Here is an 18617-nt window from a genome sequence, read left to right as displayed (position 1 = left end):
AGCCACCAAAACATACGTTCTGGTGGCTTATATTTCAAGTGACTAACTTTGCTAATTAAAAGCTGTAGTTAAAGCCTAAGAAGTATTGACGACCAAATACTTTATCTTCACCTGTTCTTAGTGGACTACCTAGGTTTGAAGTATTAGGTTCATCTGTCAAGTTGTTGATCTGGAATACAGTTTGTATTCCGTTGTCAAAGTCATACGTCGCTTGCCAGTCAACAACTGTGTACTCATCAGCCGTGGTAGGCGTTGTGCCACCCGGTGTCGCACCTAAGTACGTGTACTCGTCACGGTAACGAATATTTAAATGCGTTGTGAACTTATCAATATTCCAGAATATTGTCGTACTCCACACATGCTTAGACAGACCAGGCAAATCTAATTGCAGATCTGGGAAGTTGCTACCACCATCAATGGTTGTTTCACTTTCTGTGTAAGAATAGTTAGCGTTTAGACCTAAACCAGAGAAAACACCCGGCAAGTTATCAAACAGCGTTGTGTACGCTAGCTCAAGACCGCGAATATAACCGCCTTTGTCGTTATTACGCGTCGTCTGATATTGACCAGGTACGAACCCTTCTGGTACTTCTAGACCAATCGAAGACCAATCTATTTCACCTTCAAAATACGTTACATCTTCAATCAATGACTCGATATTCTTCCAAAATAGCGCCGCGACAAATGCACCGCCATCTTCGAAGTAATGCTCGTAAGATAAATCCATTTGATTTGCTCTAAATGGATCCAGATTTGGATTACCTTTAGACCAAACATTGTATCTTCGGCTTACACCATCGTTAGCAGTATCTGCCCATGAACCCGCACCACCACGTAATTGATTCACAGGAGGTCGTCCCATTACTTTTGCAGCAGCAAAACGAATTTGATCTTGCTCGGTAATGCGGAAATTAAGGTTTAGTGATGGCAAGATATCTGTATATTCAGGACCATAGTTTACATGGCGATAATCTGTGCGAGTTACACCATTGTCATCGGTAATTGAGTCGCCAACTTCATCGCCTTGGATTTGCTGAATACCAATAGACTTAGTATCGGTACGTACCGCTCGTACACCAAAGTTACCTGATACTGGAATATTACCAATTTCGGTATCGATGTTCGCCATAACGTAAGCCGCTGTAACTTCTTCTTTAACTGCACCACTTTCTACTAGTGTCCAGTTATGCTCCCAAGTTTGTTGCCCTTCATAGTTTCCAGCACCAAATACAGAGTTAGCAATACCTATCATGTCTAGGTCGAAGTAATCAAAGCCCCCACCGTTTTTAACAGTGACAAAGCCAGTTAAATCATGTGGAACGCAGGCGTGACTTTGGTGGTTAAACTCACAGTTTTTGTTTGTAACAATCTCACCATTTGGTAAACGATAGCCATTTTGTCCTTCACGAGCCCCCCAGCGGAACGTTGAACGCTGATCTGTAAACTCACGTTTAGACCAACGTACACCCACTTCAACCGACGAAATAATGTCGTGTTCAATGTGGTATTTAAAGTCTAATTTCGCGCTATCGATTTTATCAGTGTACTTATGAGGGAATTGTTCCCAGTCACCCAAGCGCATATGAGCAAGGTCAGTATAGTCATGACCTAATACCAATTTTGCAGCATCGGTCGACTGATGTTCAAAACCAAAGTATTGGTTGCTTAGCTCCTGCCAAGTTTCTACTACAGTCCCGTCTTCTAACGTTGCCGTACCAAATTCATAGGCATGCATAGACGCAATCATATCGCGGCGCGTTTTTTCCCCTTCACTGTGAGCAAGGTCGAAGCTGATTTCCCACTTATCAGTAGAGTAATCTAAGTTCAAACCAAAGCTATCCGTTGTAGACTCAGTCGATTGGTCTTCAGAACGCATCTCTACCCAAGGGCCATTTGTGTCTGTTATGTAAACATCACCCGCAACCAAAAAGCCATTCTCAAGCTTGGCATTTCTCAGGTCATATAAATCGCTAGAACGCGATAAGCCTTCTAAGTTCAAACCGTTTTTGCGGTCTTCTGAATCAAATGTAGAGTGGAAGTAGTCAAACTGAACCTTAAGATTATCAGTTGGCTGATAGACTAAAGTACTCATCAAACCTAAACGCTCATCAGTACCCACTGAGTTTCTGTACTGATAACCGTTAAATGAACGCTCATTCGCTTCACCATCACCATCGATATCACGTGTACCTTCAGGAGAGTGGCCTGAGAATTCTACCGAACTATTTGGCTGATTTAGGAATGCTGCACCAATACCAAAACCTAATGTTTCATCTAGAAACTTGCCTTGGTAAGAAAAGCTTAAACGTTCTCCGTTTGCGTCTGCGTCGATGTCTGATGCCGCGTCATTATGCGAAAATCTTGCGCTCGCATTAAAGTTATGTGTCTTATCTGCATCTAGTGGGTTCGCTGTTTTGAGTTCAACGCTACCCGCAACGCCGCCTTCTACTAAAGAGGCTTTAGGCGATTTATAAACAGCTGCCTGCGTGATCAGTTCAGATGGGTATTGATCAAAGGAGATCCAACGGCTACCGGCAGAGTATCCACTGGTACTAGCTTGCTCACGGCCGTTTAATGTTGTTTGAATGAAATCTCCGTTCATACCACGAATATTTAGCTGAGATGATTGACCGCTGTCTCTCACTGCTGTGACACCCGGTAAACGGCTCAGTGCGTCTGCAATTGATATATCTGGTAAAGAAGCTAAGTCACCCGCATCAACCACTTCTGATACGGTATCGCCAAATCGTTTTTTATCGATTGAAGCAATGATACTGCGGCTTATGCCACGCACTTCGATTACTTCAACTTCTTCATTCTTCTTTGCTGTTTCTTGCTCTTGCGCACTTACAGAGTGACTTACACCAGCAGCAATTAATGCAGCTGTTAATAAGCTTGGTTTGAACGTAGACATATTGTTTTATCCCAATTAGCTTTTTATACGTCGCTTACGCGTTATTTTTAGCAATCATTGATTTTAATAATGCAAAAATAAGTTCATGTGACGTTAATTTTGTTGTCACCGGCAATAGTAGCGCTGTGACTTGGCTGCTCACAACTTTATGCATACGTATTCAAAAATGATTGGTCGCCTTTTACAATCGACAAATAGTCTAAAACAAGATTCTAGCCTCCTGTTTTATATAGCCTTATTTCTCAATTAAGTGCTTTTAACAAAATCCCGTAGATATTTAATATTACTTTACATTCATGTAACCAAACAGCCTCTACAGGAAATAGTATGACAGGATTCTTACAGATATATTAATTTTAGAACTCCAATTGAAAATTGGTAATACCAATTATTTTTCTTATACCCCTTAAAATACCTACACTCTCCATATTCTAACTATAAATTGGTAAAGTCTTGTGTGTAAACCTCCTCTAGCCTCTGAATTAAAGAAAAATTGAAGTAATTTTGATGCATACGTATGCAGTTTTTTTACTCATATGCGAGCATGCCGTATGCTTTTCGACAATGTTAATGACCCGATTCACGTCATGCTCAGAAACGTAGGACACCTACCTGAGAAAGTGAAATCACTGCACAAGCTGGAGAATAGTGCATGGCTCAAAATGAATGGTGGAAAGGTGCGGTAATCTATCAAATTTACCCACGTAGTTTTCAAGACACCAAAGGTGATGGTATTGGTGACCTTCAAGGTATCATCAAGCGATTAGACTACATCAAGTCTCTAGGTGTAGATGCTGTATGGATCTCGCCCTTTTTTAAATCACCAATGAAAGACTTCGGTTACGATATCAGTGACTACAGAGATATCGACCCGATGTTTGGCAATATTGAAGATTTTGACAAGCTCATAGAGCAAGCACACCAGCGTGATATTAAGATCATCATTGATCAGGTTTTGAGTCACACCTCTAACGAGCACCCATGGTTCATTGAAAGCCGTACCGACAAACTGAATGACAAAGCTGATTGGTACGTGTGGGCAGATGCGAAACCTGATGGCAGCCCACCAAACAATTGGCTATCAATATTTGGTGGTGTAGCTTGGCAATGGGAACCAAGACGATGCCAATACTACCTGCATAACTTTTTAACCGAACAGCCTGATTTGAACTTCCATAATCCAGAGGTACGCCAAGCAGTTCTTGATAACGTTAAGTTTTGGCTGGACAAAGGAGTCGATGGTTTCCGTTTGGATGCAATCAACTTTTGTTTCCATGACAAGCAATTGCGAGACAACCCGGCAAAACCAAAAGAGCTGCGTCAAGGCCGAGGGTTTAGTGAAGACAACCCTTACGCTTTCCAGTATCACTACTTTAATAACACACAGCCAGAAAATTTAGATTTTATGGCTGAAATTAGATCGTTATTGAATCAATATCCTGGGACAGTAAGTTTAGGCGAAATTTCGTCTGAAGATTCACTCCAGACCATGGCTGAGTACACGTCGGGTGGCGACAAGCTTCATATGGGATATAGCTTTGAATTGCTAACCGATGACTACAGCGCTCAATACATTAGGGAGACCGTGTCTCGCTTAGAAGAAGTCATGACCGAAGGCTGGCCATGTTGGGCCTTTAGCAATCATGATGTGCAACGAGTAGCTAGTCGATGGTCAAAAGACGGCAAAAGCGTAAACCCACAGCAAGTAAAAATGTTAACAGCGCTTCTAGGCTCGCTGCGTGGCAGTGTCTGTATGTATCAAGGTGAAGAGCTGGGTTTAGGAGAAGCCGAAGTTGCTTTCGAGGACCTGCAAGATCCATACGGCATTACTTTTTGGCCAAACTTTAAAGGTCGAGACGGCTGTCGTACGCCAATGCCTTGGCAAAATGGTGAGCAACATGCTGGCTTTACAGAAGGTACTCCATGGCTACCAATATATGGCGAACATGCCAAAAAGTCAGTTTATAACCAAGAATCAGATCCACACTCAACGCTTGCACAATACCGAGCATTTTTAAACTGGCGCGTGACTCGTCCAGAGTTACTCACTGGCGATATTGAATTTGTTGAAACAAATGAACCTGTTCTTGCATTCTACCGAATACTTGACGATAAAAAGTTACTTTGTCTGTTTAATTTATCTGAACAAAATGCTGAGTTTGAGGTCGAAGAAGGTAGTTACACCCCAATTAAGGAACTTGCTCATCACTCGGGTGAGCAATCAGCAGGAAAAGTAACCCTGCCCGGTTACGGCTGCTTTTTCGCATCTAGCTAACACAGATGACTCCAAGCCTCCTATAATAGGAGGCTTTTTTATTGATAGGTGTTAATACAATTTAAAGTGCACGTTTAAGCTCGCTTATATTTAAAGCTTTATAATAATGCCAACCTTGATGCACAACGACGCCTCGATCAAATAAGTAATCAGCTTGTTGGGCCGTTTCAACACCTTCTGCAATTAGCTTTTTATCGAGCTTTTCTGCCATTTCAATTACCGCATTCAATACTGGAGATTGCAAATTGTCTAGACCTATCGAGGCTACAAAGCTTTGGTCGATTTTTAGTAAGTCGATTGGAAAACTCTGCAAATATTGTAAACCACTATAACCAGTACCAAAGTCATCGATGGCAATTTCAATGCCTAAATCTACCAACTCTTTAAGTATCAGTTTTATCTTTGCCTCAGAGAGTACATCTCGCTCAGTCAGTTCGATAGTCAGGTTGTTAAAAACTGCTTTTGCTTCACAGAGCTTTCTTATATAGCTAGGGCACATAAGCAAAAACCCATTAACGTTAAAAGACACTTTAAAGTTGTTGTTGTTTGCAAGAATTGGTTTTAGATCTCTCAAGGCTAAATCAATCTGATATAAAGACAGTTCGAGTATTGTGCCATCTCGCTCAGCCTCAGGTACAAAATAAGCAGGCCCTAACTCTCCTTCCAAGGGGTGCATCCAACGGATCAGCACTTCAACCCCTTTTATCTTTTGATTCTGAGCATTGACCAAGGGTTGGTAAACATTAAATAGTTCACTACGATAAATGGCATCAAGTAGTAATGTTCGGCTACTTAACAAGCGTTTATCATAATGGTTAAGTACTAAAACTAAGCCTACCCAAGAAGCCAAATATAAAAGACACAACACCAGCAACCAAAGAGGGTTTGGCATACCTAAATACTTCGCACTCTTGCCCACCACTACGGCAAGTCTAGGGACATTTTTAAATGGCTTGATGTATAAGTACTTTTGGGTTTGGTCGTCAAAACGCCCTTCGATCTCTGTACTGCGGCTAAGTGGAAATACAGTATGATTAAGTGGCAAACTATATTGCCCTTGCAAAAATACTGGGACCCCTGTTTCTGTATCAACAACGGCTACAAAATCTAACTCTTTGTACTTTCGCAAGTGTAGCGTGTCGTTGATCCAGTCTGTTGGCAACAAAGCATTCACTTCAAAACCGTCATGGCGAGTTCTAGCTAGAACAAATGCAGGCACCTGTAAAAATTCAGAAATGATTGGGCCATGATAACGTAAGCCACGCTTTTTAAGCGGCTCTGATAAATACATGGGTTTTGAAAGTACCCCAAATGAATTACAAATAAGATCGCCGCGTGGAGTCACAACCCCGATTTCACTCACTGCAGGGTTCTTAAAGACGAACTGCCGCATGTGCCGAACAGTGTCATCTGTGCATCTTGTATCAATACTTTCGGACTGACGAAGGAAATCATCTACAGTATCTAGCTGTGATTCTAGATCCACAAGAACACGCTCTGCCATGCCTTGAACAGAGGCTTTTTCAGACTCTTTGTGTTGAATATAAATGAATGTGAATAAAAGCCCAAAAATAAATGAGCAGATCAACCAAGAAACAAAAAAATTTTTGATGCTGTTTGTCCAAGAATGTTTTCTCTGACGCAAGCTAAGTTCCTAGATTCAATAATATGGCAAAAGTTTAGATTTAAAAAATTACAGATTTATGACAAAGGGTCTATCTTTACAGATAGACCCTTTTGGTGACAGCTGCCAAAGCTGCTTTCACAGCTTTGCACCAATCTGCTATTAAAGGTTTTTGCTAGTGCCTACTTCAACACGTGTTTTTAACTTTTGACCAGGTCTAAAAGTAACCACACGCCTTGCAGAAATAGGTATATCTTCCCCAGTTTTAGGGTTTCGACCTGGACGCTCTTTTTTATCACGTAGGTCAAAGTTGCCAAAACCGGAAAGCTTTACCTGCTCTCCATTTTCAAGCGCTGAGCGGATTTCTTCAAAAAACGCTTCAACTAAGTCTTTGGCATCCTTTTTATTTATCCCCAATTTTTCAAATAGGTGTTCAGCTATGTCGGCTTTAGTAAGCGCCATATCTAGTCCCTCAACGATGCATTAAATTGTTTGGCCAATTCGGCCACGACTCTGTCTACAACCTCATTGATATCTTTCTCTTCGAGCGTTTTATCAACGGCTTGTAGTGTTAGGGCGATGGCTAAACTCTTATAATCGGGTTCAATGCCTTTGCCCTTGTACACATCGAATAAGTTTAGGTCAACTAATTGATTTCCGCCAACTTTCTCAATGCTTTCTAAAATATCGCCTATTTTTACATCATCTGCAACTAAAATAGCAATATCTCTGCGATTTGATGGGAATTTTGAGATACTAACGGCTTCTGGCAGCTTTCTTTGCGTAATTGCAGCCACTTCTACCTCAAATACATACGCTGTATCATTTAATTCCAACGACTTTTGTAGTTGAGGATGAATCGCACCAATAAAACCAACTTTAACGCCATCTGCATAAATTGCAGCTGACTGACCTGGATGTAACCCATCGCACGCTTCGGCTTTAAAACTAAATCTAGCAGGGTCATTGCAAACTGCAAGCAATGCTTCAACATCACCTTTAATATCAAAGAAATCTGCCTTTCTACTCGCAATTCCCCAGTGCTCATTGTGCGTGTTTCCATAAACAATACCACCAAGCACAGCGCTTTGACGAACACCGTTTTCAGCACTTTCATCTTTGATAAACTTCAAGCCATGTTCAAAGAAGCGGATACGAGATTGCTGACGGTTCTGATTATAAACTAATGCATTCACCAAACCAGGCATTAAGCTCACACGCATCGCCGACATTTCAACAGAAATAGGATGTGGTAACACGAGTGCGTCACTTTCTGGGTGAAGTAGCGCCTGTTTTTTAGGGTCTACGAAGCTATATGTAATCGCTTCTTGATACCCACGAGATACAAGTTCATTTCTAAAGCGAGAAATTGGTAGTGCAGCTTCTTGGTGATCTGTCATCTTAAGTGCTGCACTTGGCGCTACATTTGGAATGTTGTTGTAACCGAATACACGTGCAACTTCTTCAATCAAATCTTCTTCAATGCTGATGTCAAAACGGTAACTTGGTACCTGAGCTTGCCACTGTGCGTTTTCAAATGTTACTTCTAAACCAAGACGTGCAAGAATGTCTGTTACTTTTTCGTCTTCAATATGGTAACCGATCACGCGATCTAAACGCTCACGACGTAAAGTCACTGACTTAGCGGCTGGTAAATCAGCTTCTGATACAGCTTCAACCACAGGACCAGCTTCACCACCTACGATTTCAAGTAGTAATGCGGTGGCGCGCTCCATTGCATCACGCTGCAGTTGATGATCAACGCCGCGCTCATAACGGTGAGATGCGTCCGTATGCAAGCCATAGCTACGAGCTTGACCAGCAATTGCTAGCGGGCTGAAAAAAGCACTTTCTAACAGAATGTCTTGTGTGCCTTCTTTTACACCTGACGCTTCGCCACCAAAGATACCAGCCATTGCTAGTCCCTTTTCGTGATCTGCAATAAGTAACGTCGACGTATTTAGTTTTGCAGTATTGCCATCTAATAATACCAGCTCTTCATTTTGCTGAGCTTTACGCACTTTAATGCCACCAGAAATCGCTGAAAGATCAAAAGCATGCATTGGGTGGCCAAGCTCTAACAATACATAGTTCGTCACGTCAACAACAGGGTCGATAGAGCGAATGCCTGAACGACGCAGCTTTTCAACCATCCAAAGTGGTGATTCAGCGTCTAGGTTGATGCCTTTGATAACTCGACCCAAATAGCGAGGACATGCATCACTATCTACAAGTTCAATCTCTACTTTGTCATCAATTGTTGGTTCAACTGTACCGATTTCAATCTCTGTTACGTCTAAGCCGTTTAGTACACCTACTTCACGCGCAAGGCCTTTGATGCCTAAACAGTCACTGCGGTTAGCCGTTAGATCAACGTCAATGGTTACATCGTCAAGAGAAAAATATTCGCGAATATTTTGGCCGATGGTCGCATCTGCTGGTAATTCTAGAATGCCATCAGAGCTTTCCGCCATACCTAACTCTTCAAACGCACACAACATACCGTGTGACGGTTGGCCACGAAGCTTCGCTTTTTTAATTTTGAAGCCACCTGGTAAAACAGCGCCTACTTTCGCAACTGCTACTTTTAAACCTGCACGACAATTTGCAGCACCACATACGATGTCTAACAGTTCTTCTTCACCAACATTTACCTTGGTTACACGTAACTTGTCAGCATCAGGGTGTTGGCCGCACTCTACAACTTCGCCAATAACAACGCCGTCAAAGTCACCTGCAACTGGATCAACACCGTCTACTTCTAAACCTGCCATAGAAAGCTGTTCAGATAGAGCATCCGTATCGATCGCAGGATTAACCCATTCTCTTAGCCACTTTTCACTAAATTTCATTTTTGGTTCGCTCTTATCTGAATTGGTTTAGGAATTTTAAATCGTTTTCGAAGAATGCACGTAGGTCGTTTACACCATAACGCAGCATAGTTAGACGTTCTACACCCATACCAAAGGCAAAACCAGTGTACTTTTCAGGATCAATGCCTACAGAGCGCAGCACATTTGGATGCACCATACCGCAACCAAGTACTTCTAACCATTTACCGTTTTTACCTTTAACATCAACTTCAGCTGAAGGTTCTGTAAATGGGAAATATGAAGGACGGAAGCGAATTTCCATGTCTTCTTCAAAGAAATTACGAAGGAAGTCATGCAAAATACCTTTTAGCTCAGTAAAGCTGACATTCTCATCAACCATTAGGCCTTCAACCTGATGGAACATTGGCGTGTGAGTTTGGTCGTAATCATTACGGTAAACTCTGCCTGGCGAAATAATACGCAGCGGCGGCTGCTCAGCTTCCATAGTACGGATCTGAACGCCACTTGTTTGTGTGCGCAATACAAGCTTCGGGTTGAAATAGAAAGTATCGTGATCAGCACGTGCTGGATGGTGTTCAGGTATATTCAACGCATCAAAGTTGTGGAAATCATCTTCAACTTCAGGTCCAGACTTCACGGCAAAGCCAAGTTCGCCAAAGAATGTTTCAATACGCTCGATTGTACGTGTTACTGGGTGAAGTCCACCTGCAGGTACTGTGCGCCCTGGCAACGTAACATCAATAGTCTCAGCTGCTAACTTTTGCTCTAGTGCGGCGTTAGCTAGCGCTTCACGTTTTTCGTTAATCGCAGTTTGTACTTGGTTTTTAGCTTGGTTAATTACTTGACCCGCTTCTTTACGCTCTTCAGGCGCTAGTTTGCCTAGGGTTTTTAGTAGTCCAGTAATTTCACCTTTTTTACCAAGGTAGTTAACTCTGACTTCCTCAAGTTGCGCAATCTCACTGGCACTTGAAACGGCTTCAAGCGCTTGCGCTAAAATATTCTCTAAGTTCATTCTATACCTGATCTGGTTGAGGTAATTTGCCTTTTCTGAATCAGTTATGATAACTGAAAGATGGGGCTAGATTCTAGCCCAAATTCACAGCTTTAGGGTGGCTTTTATAAAAGGAATGGTAAGTTTTCGCTGTGCAGCCATGGATGCGTGGTCTAACTTGTCTAAAACATCGAGTAAAGCACGCATGTCACGACTCAATCGCGTTAGCAAAAATCGCGCGCATTCATCACTCAATTCAAGCCCTCTCATGTTTGCTCTTTTGACCAAAGCTTCAGCTTTGTCATCATCACTCATAGAACGGATCTGGAAAGTAGTGCCCCATGCCAATCTAGATTCAAGATCTGGAAGTGCGATATTTAACATACTTGGGAGTAAATCAGCTGTCATCACAAGACATTTTCCAGCCTCATTAAACCGGTTAAAAAAATTAAATAAGGCTTTTTCCATCGCATCATTGCCTGCGACTAAATGCACGTCATCAATACACACGACATCAAGTCCATCAAGCCCTTCCAATACATCGGGGCCAAATTTAATTACTTCTCGTAACGAGATCAAAATGGTTGAAAGCCCAAGCTCTTGTGCATGTATGCACGTGGCATAGAGAAGGTGTGACTTTCCTGAATCCGCAAGCCCACATAAATAAGTAAACTGAAAGTCTTGCTGAATTTCGCTCAGTGCTTTTTTTAAGTGTGTAACTTCCAGCGATTTTTCACCACCAAAGTACGAAGTAAACGTTTCATCATCAGGTAAAGTAACGGGTAAAGCTAACTGCATCGGATCTAACATCACTGCTGCCCTACCCAGCTATACCTAAGGTTTGATGAGCTAGCAACCTGGTGGAATGCCCGAGGGTCCACATAAACCTCAAACGATTGTTCTAATTTCAATGACTTTTGCAGATCAGATACTGACGACATATGCTCTACTTCGAATTGCACTTGCGCCTTACTGCGATACACCACATCCACACTATTTACTGTACTAATGGTAAGTAATTGCCTTTTTGCACGCTCAACTTTGTCAAAGGTACGCAGGCCATCTACCGTAATAACAGTACTATTTGTGGCGTAAGACTTATTTGGGTCGATAACATATTCGCCAGCAAGTGCCGAAGACATTTCATTAACCATGGAGATTAGGAGTTGCTGCTTGTCACCAACCAATTGAACAGACTCAAACATATCGGCATCCGTATAACGCCAATCTAGTTGCCAGCTACTTGAATTAGGTTGTTTAAACAAACGACCAGTAATAACACGTTCTGCACTGTACCGCGCTGACGCGGCCTCAACAGGCTCAGAGAAATTACCCCATACCTCTGCGATACCAACTTGGGCGCGGTCGGTTAAATCCATAAGCGGAACTACAACCGGTACACCCCACTCTGCTGCTGTGTCATATATAAGGCGCTCTAGCTGCGGGTAGCTCTCTTGCGTTACAAAGTCTCGCCTGAGGTTGTCTTCTATAACTAACCAGATAGCGATTAAAGGACGACGGTTCCCCCACAGTCCAAAGCCACTGTCTCTGACCAGCTTTTCGACTTTTTCAGCCTCAAAGCGTACCTTAATTTTTAGCTCACCTTCTACATGCTCAATATATTCATACTTGAGCATGTAATCAGAAATACGTCTTTTACTTTTTTTAATGAGGGGATGGTTGCCATTACCAGCCTTGCCAGTCAGCTTTTTAATCACTTGATCCAACGCATCTTGACTGGCCTTTGCTCTGGTTGCACGAGTTTTGTCATCAACAACCAGGGTCGCTTCATAGAGATCTGTCACCTCTATCGCATAAGCTGAGCTGCACATCCAAAGAAAACAGATTAAAAAGAGTTTCTGTGCCATTACCAACCATTTAAACAAATATAAAGTTTGATCCTAATGCAATCATACGCGCTGGTAAAGCAATGCCTAAACATTTACTGTGCAAAATAAATTTGGTTCTTTCCTTTTCCTTTGGCTTCGTACAATGCTAAATCCGCATCATGTAGCACCCCCTCCGCATTGAATGGCTGATTAACAACAGACGCAACCCCTATACTGCAGCCGCATTTAACCTCAATACCAGACTCTAGTTTGATTGGAGATGCGATAGACTGAAGAATGCGATTTGCCAATAATTCCAAAGAAGCCACATCGATCTTTTCTGTGATCATAACGACAAATTCATCACCACCTAAGCGGCAAATAAAGTCATAACTTCTTAAAACCTGATTTAGTCGGTTGCTGACTGTTTGCAAAACAAGATCACCACTTTGGTGACCATGATTGTCATTAATCGGTTTAAAGTCATCTAAATCAAGGTACAAAATATAAACCAGTACATCACTTCTTTGCGACCTTGCAGCCAACCTCTCAAGCTCTCTAAATAAAAACTTACGGTTAGCCAATCCTGTTAAACTGTCATGTAAGGAGTCATGCTCTAGTTGTTGTTGTAGAGCTTCTCTTTTTTCGATTTCCTGCTCTAGATTGCTTAAACTTTTTTCTAATTCACAGGTCCGCTCAGATACTTTAGCTTCCAATTCAGATTGGTAATTCTGCAAAGCTCGGTTGGCTTCTAATAAAGCTTGCTGATTATTGAAAGCATCTAATGCCGAAGATATAACATGACTGATGGTATAAAGCACATCGACAATCATGCCAGAGTATTCATCTTCTTTTCGATAGGACTGAATAATAAACGCACCTAAATGCTGGCTCCGATTGACTAACGGAAAGCAAAGCCACTGCATAGGAATAGACCCCAAAATATTTACTTCGTTGTTTTTCATTAGGGTTTCAATATCAGTTTGATTGAAATTGCAGACCTTATTCGCCTTTAAAGCGTACGCAGTAAGCGAATGAGAAATGTCATCCAAAGACAGATTTTCCAAATCTTCCGCCTGCATATCGTCTTTAACATCGTGAAAATATGGAAAAGAAAGATTACCGTTTTCTTTGTAGAGCACGACAAAGAAATTGTCTGCATAGGTTACTTTTTGCAAAATACAGTGAATATCTAACAAAAATCGTTGAATTGAATCTGACGTGTTTAAGCATGCAACTATATCTGTCATGCTATCGATCACATAGCCGCTGTCTACTGCATCTACAGCTATTTCTTTCATCTCGTATCCCTCATAAATATAAGTTTTTAACCTTTAATCAGCCAAACAGCTCAAAGTTTAGCCATAACTTTAACCTTTTGCAGTATTTGAAAAATGACATAATTGTGTAAACATAATACTTTACAGTTAGTTTACAAAAAATAATAATATGCGCGCTTTTATGGATCGGCAAACATTCATCATCTTTCATATCTTGGCCATTGTTGTTGTTATCGGCAGCATGCTTACAGGCTTGAGAATAGCAATGGTTAGTCAAGACTGGCTGTCTCCAGTCTCGGTGCTATTACCTCAAGGTCAAATGCATGTTTGGCACTTGGGGTTTGGTGTTGCCATCACTTTAATTATAGCCTGCTATTTATTGCATTCGTTTACAAGCCCTTTTCGTAGTATCCAGTCAAAATACCACAAAATTATTAACTACTTAGGGTATACATCGTTGCCACTTATCAGTATCTCTGGTTGGCTAATTTGGAGCGATATGCTCACTGACACTGCGCGTACTGTTCATCAAATTGCAATTTGGATGATGGGCTGCTACCTCGTTTTACATTCTTGGATTTATATCATCCAAAATGGTCGCAGAGTACTGAGTGTACTTTTGCCTAAGCGCGTCTCATTCCGTCATTACGGGATTGCCACTGGTATTTTAGTTGCGTCATTATCGAGCGTGTTTTTAATCAAAAATACCACTCATCAACTTAAAGTATTAACAATTGATAACACCACTTTTATCGAAATCGATGGTAAAGGCGACGAAAAAGCGTGGAATGAGGCTACACCAATCTCGATTATGACTATTGGTGGAGCCAACTTTCATCAAGGTTCAACTGAAGTCACCGTCAAAGCACTCGCAAATAAATATGAGAGCTATTTTCTGATTTCATGGCAAGACGCCACAAAAAGCACTAACCATTTACCGTTGCTAAAAACCAATACTGGCTGGAAAGTAAAGGAAAATGGATTCTATAACTTTGATGAGCGCACCTTTTATGAAGATAAGTTTGCAGTCATGCTGTCTGAGGGCTGTGACATTGCAGGTGATAAAACCTTACATTTGGGTGATAAGCCAATAAAAAACAAACCTAAAAATTGGCATGGTAAAGGCTATCACGCCAGCTTAGATGGAAAAACTCGAGACCTTTGGCATTGGAAGGCAGTGCGCACCAATGATATGTATCTTGCCGATGACAACTTTATTGGACCACCAGCAGCGCATTTGAGTGGTAAACGGCGTTACACAGCAGGGTATCAACCAGACGGGAAAGAAAGCGGTGCTTATGTCATGAACTGGCAATGGTATACACCGAATGGCGTTATACCTAAACGTCTACCAGCGCAATTAAGTCAAATACAATCAGCACACAATTCGGTGCTACCTTGGTTTGGTTCGGCCCCATATGATGCATCTCAAGATCACTACCCTAACGGCACTCTTTTGTCCTCAGTTTTGTATCGTTCTAACCGCTTTGAGGGAGATAGAGCCGATGTGAGAGCACGAGGCGAGTGGAAAAACGGCAGATGGACCTTGGAATTAGTTCGAAAACATAACACACAATCCCAATATGATGTAGCGCTTAAGACTGGCACTTGTATGTGGGTGTCAGCATTTGATCATTCTCAAATTGCACATACTCGTCACATCCAAGCAATTAAGTTGAGGTACTCACTATGATTAAACGCCTTACTTGGTCAGTGATTATATTGGTGCTACTGATTGCTATCTGCTTAATACCGAGAGACAAACCACAAATCAAACATCACCAGCGCTACACAAAAATTGCCCAATCAGGGGAAGTACTTTTACCTTGGCAAGGCCCTTGGGCCTGTGTGTTGGACAACCAAAACGAAGTACTGTGGGAAGTAAAAACTGACAACGAAAGTATCCATGATGGATACTGGACCTATTCATGGTTTGATGGTCAGCATGGCAAAAGCAATTTTGGGGACTGTTATTTTGAGCCCAACCGCTGTGATACTCAAGACCTCATCCGCCGCACCAATAAACAGGGCCTTTGCGGCCTGAGTAATTGGCGCTTACCTAGTGCAACTGAGCTCAATAGTTTAGTACAAGCACCCAACTCGCCGTCGCAGCCCTTTATCGCCAACGATTACTTTATACACATAAAACGGGGAGACTATTGGAGCTCAGAACATGGCATTAAGCTGCCATCACAATACCGCAGCCATGGAATGGGTGCCACCGCCGTTAATTTTCATTTTGGCAAGCGTTACATCCTACCTTACCGAAATGCCGCATTTGTTATGTTGGTGGCAGATATACCAACAACAAATAAACACCCGCAGCTAAGTCGTCGCGCAACAATTAAACAACATTAACAGGAATAACAACTATGAGAGCGCTCCACATTGGTATCGCTAGTTCGTTACTTTTGGCCAATACATGCTATGGCGCAAGTGACTATCATCGTATTATTTGGGATGGAAACCCAAGTAGCCAAGCTACCATTGGCTTCACGCCAACAAGCGGTTCAAACCATGTGATCAAGTATGGTACTAGTACCAATGAATCAAGTTGGACGACTAAGTCCGTCACAGCAAGTCATACTTTTGCTGGTAGCTTGAGCAGTCAATTTGTAAAGCTTACTGGTCTGCCCGCAGATTCAGCAATTTACTATCGTGTTTGTGACAGTGGTGGCTGTGGTCAACACTTATGGTTCAAAACGGCCCCAGCAACCACATCAACCGGGTTTGTTGCCATTGCTGGAGGCGATACGCGAACAGGCTGGACAACACGTCGCTCGGGTAACCAAATGGTTGCGAAGATCAGACCTTTGTTTATCATGCATGGCGGTGACTACACCAATGCAAACTCAGCCTCAGAAATGAAGGAATATTTAAAAGATTGGCAGCTGACGTTCTCATCAGACGTTATTGGTGGTCAAAGCTATAAACGCGTATACCCTTTCATCGCAACCCACGGCAATCATGAAGATGACAATTATAAAACACTGTGCCAAGTGTTTGGAGTCGACTACAACAATGATGGCCAGTGTACCAATGCTGATACCTATGGCGCTTTTAACGTCGCCAACTTATTACGTGTTTACACCCTAAACAGCCAGTACAAAAATAGTGGTTGGTCAAGCTATGCAACCGCCATGAATAACTGGCTAAAGCAAGATTTGCAGAGCCAAGGTAACAGCGCGAAATGGCGAGTTGCTCAGTATCATAAGCCGATGTACCCCCATTACTCTGGCAAATCTGACAACACAATATTACACACTTGGTGGGCTAACGACTTTTATAACAACGCTATGAACCTTGTGGTTGAGTCGGATACGCACATCAACAAAATCACAGAAGCGCTTAAACCTTCAGGTAATAACTTTGTAAAAACCACCTCTGGCGGTACCGTGTACGTTGGTGAAGGTAGCTGGGGCGCGCCAGCTCGGTCTGCCAATGATCCTAAGTCTTGGACTATTGATCTGGCCAGTATTCAGCAGTTTAAAGTTCTTTCGGTCACACCCAATAAGCTAGAAGTCAGAACCGCACAGTTTACTTCTGGCGCAAATACACTTACTCGCGAACAGCGCGCTGCCGATCCGCTTGCCTTACCTGGTAACGTAAGCTGGTGGTATGCAAGTGGACTGGGAGAAATTCTTCCATTAGTACGAAACACATCAGGCCTTTCAGTTATCGAGACACCAATTGGTCCAGAGCCAAATGTACTCGAAAATGACGTTCCAGTTAATGGGATCAGTGGTGCTAAAGGCGCGAAGTCTGTATACACCATGGACGTACCAGCCAATACTACACGTTTAACATTCTCAACAAGTGGTGGAACGGGCGATGTAGATATGTATGTGAAATTTGGTGCTGAGCCAAGCACATCTAACTACGACTGTCGCCCTTATAAGGATGGTAATAATGAATCATGTACGATTTCCTCCATTCAAACTGGCACTTATTATGTCATGCTAAACGGCTATGCAGCATACAGTGGCGTATCTCTAGTAGGCTCATACAGCGCAACATCAAACCCAGGCAACAGACAAGAATGGACTGGACTTAGCGCCAGTAAATCTAACTGGAACCACAAAACATTCGATGTTCCTGCAGGCACAGCCAAGTTAACCGTAACCATTAGTGGTGGCACAGGTGATGCCGATTTGTATGTTCGCTTTGGCAGCCAACCAACAACATCAAGCTACGAATGTCGCCCCTATGAAAACGGTAATTCTGAAACCTGTACTATCACCAACCCAAGCGCGGGAACGTGGCATTTAGGTGTCAGAGCATACGAAACATACAGTGGTTTAAAACTGGTCGCTGAATACTAATTCTCGGCCCGCCCCTTGTGATGTAATAGTTAGCCCATATCTATTAGGCACTATCATAAGGGGCAAATTATGAATTTTTTACATACTATGGTGCGTGTCAAAGACTTAGACGCATCACTTAAATTTTATTGTGACCTACTTGGGCTAGTTGAAGTAAAACGCAAAGAAAGTGAAAAAGGCCGATTTACTTTGGTATTTTTAGCAGCACCAGGCCAACTTGAACAGGCGCAGGAAACCTTCTCTCCTACCATTGAACTGACTTATAACTGGGATCCTGAAGAGTACACTGGTGGTAGAAACTTTGGCCATTTAGCGTTTGCAGTAGACGATATTTATGCATTATGCGATAAGCTACAGCAAGCGGGAGTGACCATAAACAGGCCTCCTCGATGCGGCCACATGGCATTTGTTAAATCACCTGATGGTATTTCAATTGAACTACTACAAAAAGATCAAGCAAGGCTACCTCAAGAACCATGGGCCTCTATGCCAAATACAGGTAGTTGGTAAGCTGAACACCTGACTTAAACGAGTGGAGTATATCTTCA

Annotated in this window: 13 protein-coding genes; 5 read left to right on the top strand and 8 right to left on the bottom strand. The window is 42.3% G+C overall.

The annotated features are described in order from the left end of the window. Positions 1-55: 55 nt before the first annotated feature. The gene (locus N475_RS23080) at positions 56-2914 is read right to left on the bottom strand and encodes a TonB-dependent receptor (RefSeq protein WP_063366028.1); all 2859 of its coding nucleotides are present in this window, start codon (positions 2912-2914) and stop codon (positions 56-58) included. A gap of 652 nt (positions 2915-3566) precedes the next feature. Between N475_RS23080 and N475_RS23075 the strand changes: the two genes are divergently transcribed. Next, positions 3567-5189: an alpha-glucosidase family protein gene (locus N475_RS23075; protein WP_063359208.1), complete on the top strand. Its 1623-nt coding sequence runs from the start codon at positions 3567-3569 to the stop codon at positions 5187-5189. Positions 5190-5250: 61 nt separating this feature from the next. On the opposite strand, the gene N475_RS23070 is transcribed toward N475_RS23075, so the two are convergent. The 7 genes from N475_RS23070 to N475_RS23040 form a co-directional block, all read right to left on the bottom strand. Next, the gene (locus N475_RS23070; protein ID WP_063359207.1) at positions 5251-6834 is read right to left on the bottom strand and encodes an EAL domain-containing protein; all 1584 of its coding nucleotides are present in this window, start codon (positions 6832-6834) and stop codon (positions 5251-5253) included. Between the two features lie 141 nt (positions 6835-6975). Next, positions 6976-7275, bottom strand: a complete 300-nt coding sequence (gene ihfA / locus N475_RS23065; RefSeq protein ID WP_010377997.1) for an integration host factor subunit alpha — start codon at positions 7273-7275, stop codon at positions 6976-6978. Positions 7276-7277: 2 nt separating this feature from the next. Next, complete coding sequence (gene pheT / locus N475_RS23060) at positions 7278-9665, bottom strand: phenylalanine--tRNA ligase subunit beta (protein ID WP_063359206.1); 2388 nt, start codon at positions 9663-9665, stop codon at positions 7278-7280. Between the two features lie 13 nt (positions 9666-9678). Beyond that, the gene (gene pheS, locus N475_RS23055; RefSeq protein ID WP_063359205.1) at positions 9679-10659 is read right to left on the bottom strand and encodes a phenylalanine--tRNA ligase subunit alpha; all 981 of its coding nucleotides are present in this window, start codon (positions 10657-10659) and stop codon (positions 9679-9681) included. A gap of 84 nt (positions 10660-10743) precedes the next feature. After that, positions 10744-11448, bottom strand: a complete 705-nt coding sequence (hda, locus tag N475_RS23050) for a DnaA regulatory inactivator Hda (RefSeq protein ID WP_063359204.1) — start codon at positions 11446-11448, stop codon at positions 10744-10746. Beyond that, positions 11448-12506 (bottom strand): DUF2066 domain-containing protein, encoded by a 1059-nt coding sequence (locus N475_RS23045; protein WP_063359203.1) that lies wholly within the window; start codon positions 12504-12506, stop codon positions 11448-11450. The genes hda and N475_RS23045 overlap by 1 nt, the downstream gene beginning before the upstream one ends. Before the next feature lie 74 nt (positions 12507-12580). Beyond that, positions 12581-13768 (bottom strand): sensor domain-containing diguanylate cyclase, encoded by a 1188-nt coding sequence (locus tag N475_RS23040; protein WP_063359202.1) that lies wholly within the window; start codon positions 13766-13768, stop codon positions 12581-12583. A 160-nt stretch (positions 13769-13928) separates the two neighbouring features. Here N475_RS23040 and N475_RS23035 point away from each other — a divergent pair, with 160 nt between their 5' ends. The 4 genes from N475_RS23035 (at position 13929) to gloA (ending at position 18579) form a co-directional block, all read left to right on the top strand. Continuing rightward, positions 13929-15440, top strand: coding sequence for an ethylbenzene dehydrogenase-related protein (locus N475_RS23035; RefSeq protein WP_063359201.1), 1512 nt, complete (start codon positions 13929-13931; stop codon positions 15438-15440). Beyond that, complete coding sequence (locus N475_RS23030; protein ID WP_063359200.1) at positions 15437-16105, top strand: Lcl C-terminal domain-containing protein; 669 nt, start codon at positions 15437-15439, stop codon at positions 16103-16105. The genes N475_RS23035 and N475_RS23030 overlap by 4 nt, the downstream gene beginning before the upstream one ends. 14 nt (positions 16106-16119) lie before the next feature. Continuing rightward, positions 16120-18069, top strand: coding sequence for a pre-peptidase C-terminal domain-containing protein (locus N475_RS23025; protein WP_063359199.1), 1950 nt, complete (start codon positions 16120-16122; stop codon positions 18067-18069). Positions 18070-18138: 69 nt separating this feature from the next. After that, entirely contained in the window at positions 18139-18579 is a 441-nt protein-coding gene (gloA, locus tag N475_RS23020; RefSeq protein WP_063359198.1) for a lactoylglutathione lyase, read from the top strand. Positions 18580-18617: the final 38 nt, after the last annotated feature.

This window comes from Pseudoalteromonas luteoviolacea DSM 6061, from assembly GCF_001625655.1.
GTDB lineage: Bacteria > Pseudomonadota > Gammaproteobacteria > Enterobacterales > Alteromonadaceae > Pseudoalteromonas > Pseudoalteromonas luteoviolacea.
The sequence above is the reverse complement of the archived record's forward strand: the minus strand, read 5'-3'. Positions and strand labels throughout refer to the sequence as shown.